The organism is Lysinibacillus boronitolerans JCM 21713 = 10a = NBRC 103108 (genome assembly GCF_000772935.1).
Classification (GTDB): domain Bacteria; phylum Bacillota; class Bacilli; order Bacillales_A; family Planococcaceae; genus Lysinibacillus; species Lysinibacillus boronitolerans.
In genome coordinates, this window is the sequence record NZ_JPVR01000035.1 from 1 (window position 1) to 1,984 (window position 1,984).

A 1,984-nucleotide genomic window follows, 5' to 3' on the forward strand; every position below is an offset into this window, starting at 1 on the left:
AGAATGAGGTGTACTAAATAGTGGGAAATACAAAAATATGTCTTGATAAAACGATGAAATGGACAGCTATGATGCTGCCAGAACATCTGGTGAAAATCCGAGAATGGAAGCAAGAACAATTTTATGATAAAAAGCGAGAATTAACGGAGTGGGAGTTAGAGGAAATAGAACAAACCATCCAGCGTGCTTTTAAGATGCAAAAGCTTGTTAAATTAACTTTATGGGATAATCATAAATTGCATGATGAGGTAGGCAGGGTCACTGGTACCGATGCTTATAAAAAGGAACTACTATTAGACACTGACTTTTCAATAAAGCGCATTACATTTGATAAAATTCAAAAAGCTTCATTGGTTGATTCGGATGATTAAGAGGGAAGATCGCCAGCAGCTATACGAATTTATAAAACTAGATATGGCCATCAAGTCATTACAGCGTGATTATGATGTGTTAGGGAGTCTCAAAATGTCCAAGGTATATCTCAACATAGTAGATGCGCTTTTAAAGGATATAAGAAACGATTATTACAACAAAAAGCGTTATCTCGCTAAACAAAAGATTGAGGTAGTAAGGTGGGTGAAAACAAGTGAGCATTTTAGCGAGGTGACAATTAGAACGCCTGGCGAGGATGAAGTGCATCAATATGCCAACCAAGCACTGAAAACTCATACAGAAGAATTGATATTTACTTACTTAAAGGAGATAAATGATAATGCCAATTCTAAAAACTAGCTCTGTTCAAATTTTATTTGGAAATGGAGATGTAGGTGTTCGTATAGTTGGAAATAAAAAGCTAAAAACAGGGGCCGTTCAATTTACCAGGATTGACCCTGTACCCATTGGTACAGAATTAGAAAAGGGTGAGATGCTAAGTTTAAATGATGCACCTGTTACGCTTGGCTTTAATAAAGTAGAGAGTTTAGATGTAGTAATTAACCAATTAATAAAATTAAGAAACATTATAACTGGTGAAAATGAAGAAGAAAGGTTGACAGTGCAAAAATCATGAAATAAAAGGAAGTTACTCAAAAAAATGAGTGACTTCCTTTTATTTAAAATAACTTTATTTAATCAAACCGAGTTTCTGTTCTAAAGTTGTACGTTCGACTAATGCAGATACAACTTCTTGGTCCGCATAAACTACAGTGGATTGGATTTTCTCCATTTCTGATGGTTTAAACTCACCTTTATCAAACATATCAGCTGCCTCTGAGGCCGCACGACTACGAGTTAAAATAGCACTTTGTAAATCCGATAAGTAGTTTTTGAGTAATTTTTGATTTTCTTTAGATAATTCTGGTAGTTCAGTATTGCGGATTTTATTACCTAACCCTGTGTAATATTTTTCTAGACTATTTAACGTTTCGTAAGCTTTGTATCTATCGACAGTGCCGTTACCCACGCCTTCAAATGTCGTTACCCAATTGTTAGTCCAGTGTTTATCATACTCATCTTGGAAAGCATCTAAATGGACAACAATTTCATTTTTGTAGATTTCTAAATCCTTATTATTTGTTTCTTTTTCTTTGTCTTTTTCATTTGTTTCATTTTTAGTATCTTTTGTAGCGTCACTATTGTTTGCAACAGTTTCTACTTTATCATTCTCTTTTTTAGGTTCTTCGCTATCACTAAGAGCACCAATAATAATACCTAGTACAATTAATGCAATAACACTTCCGCATCCGAATTTTAAAAACTTCTTCATTTGTATGGTTGTCTCCTTTGAAATGTGTGTATTTTATACCATTAAATTGTATCAATAATGGAAGGTGTTGTCAGTATAGTAAATGACTTTCTTCTATAATATAAGTGCCACTATGTTAGTTTTTCGAAACTAACAAAAAAGTAACAGATAAAACTAACAAAATCGAAATTATACGAAACATATGTTTCTATTATTATATAATCATTTTCAATGTTAAGGCTTGAAAAAAGAGTTTAAAAGATGCACGAAATCCGTTCAAGTATGCCAGGAATGATGTAA

General features: G+C 33.2%; 4 protein-coding genes. 3 read left to right on the forward strand and 1 reads right to left on the reverse strand.

Translation table 11 applies throughout. The annotated features are described in order from the left end of the window. The first annotated feature begins 20 nt into the window (after positions 1-20). The 3 genes from CD31_RS00325 to CD31_RS00335 are packed head-to-tail and all read left to right on the forward strand — an operon-like array spanning position 21 to position 1,009. Entirely contained in the window at positions 21-371 is a 351-nt protein-coding gene (locus tag CD31_RS00325) for a YolD-like family protein (RefSeq protein WP_052125276.1), read from the forward strand. Next, positions 364-732, forward strand: a complete 369-nt coding sequence (locus CD31_RS00330) for a YhjD family protein (RefSeq protein WP_036074820.1) — start codon at positions 364-366, stop codon at positions 730-732. Before CD31_RS00325 ends, CD31_RS00330 begins: the two co-directional genes overlap by 8 nt. Continuing rightward, positions 713-1,009, forward strand: a complete 297-nt coding sequence (locus CD31_RS00335; protein ID WP_036074830.1) for a hypothetical protein — start codon at positions 713-715, stop codon at positions 1,007-1,009. The genes CD31_RS00330 and CD31_RS00335 overlap by 20 nt, the downstream gene beginning before the upstream one ends. A gap of 54 nt (positions 1,010-1,063) precedes the next feature. Here CD31_RS00335 and CD31_RS00340 read toward each other — a convergent pair whose 3' ends face one another. After that, positions 1,064-1,705, reverse strand: coding sequence for a hypothetical protein (locus CD31_RS00340; protein WP_036074831.1), 642 nt, complete (start codon positions 1,703-1,705; stop codon positions 1,064-1,066). Between the last annotated feature and the right edge of the window lie 279 nt (positions 1,706-1,984).